This window comes from Mesorhizobium sp. M7A.F.Ca.CA.002.15.2.1, from assembly GCF_003998715.1.
Classification (GTDB): Bacteria; Pseudomonadota; Alphaproteobacteria; order Rhizobiales; family Rhizobiaceae; genus Mesorhizobium; species Mesorhizobium ciceri.
The window spans coordinates 1-525 of the sequence record NZ_RZPI01001237.1; the positions used below are offsets into that span (position 1 = coordinate 1).

A 525-nucleotide genomic window follows, 5' to 3' on the forward strand; every position below is an offset into this window, starting at 1 on the left:
GGCTACCTCTGCGACAAACTCGGCGACAATCTCACCGCGTTCCTCACCGGCTTCGGCGGCAAGATGCGGTGAGTGCTCAAGCCAGCGTTAGGAGCGCTGCTGCCTGAGCATGGCGATGACCCGATGCACACTTTCCAGCGTTTCGTCGATTTCGGCTGCCGTGTTGTAGTGAGCAATGCCGATGCGCACGACGCCATGCTCGGCTGGAATGCCGAGCTGGTGGACGATCTCCCAGGCGTAGTTGTGACCGGACCACAGGAAGATGTTTTCGGCGTTCATCTGCCGCACGATTGTCTCCGGCACGATGCGCTCGACCGTGAAGGAAACCGTCGGCACGCGATCGCCGAGCCGCTTCGGGTCGGTGATGCCGTGGACGGTCAAGCCCTCGATATCGGACAGGCCGTCGATCAGTTGTTGCGCCAGCGGGTTTTCGTACGCGATCGAAGCCGCGAACGCCTTGGCGATCTTCTGCCTTCTTGAACCGCCCTCGCCCGCCGCCGCGCCAAGGTCGGCAAAGTAGTCGAC

At 62.3% G+C, this 525-nt stretch carries 1 protein-coding gene; it reads right to left on the reverse strand.

Annotated elements, in window-relative coordinates; all coding sequences use genetic code 11:
* Nucleotides 1-87: 87 nt before the first annotated feature.
* Nucleotides 88-525 (reverse strand): aminotransferase class V-fold PLP-dependent enzyme (locus ENZ74_RS33865; protein ID WP_127313383.1); only part of this gene is annotated, 438 nt, incomplete at its 5' end.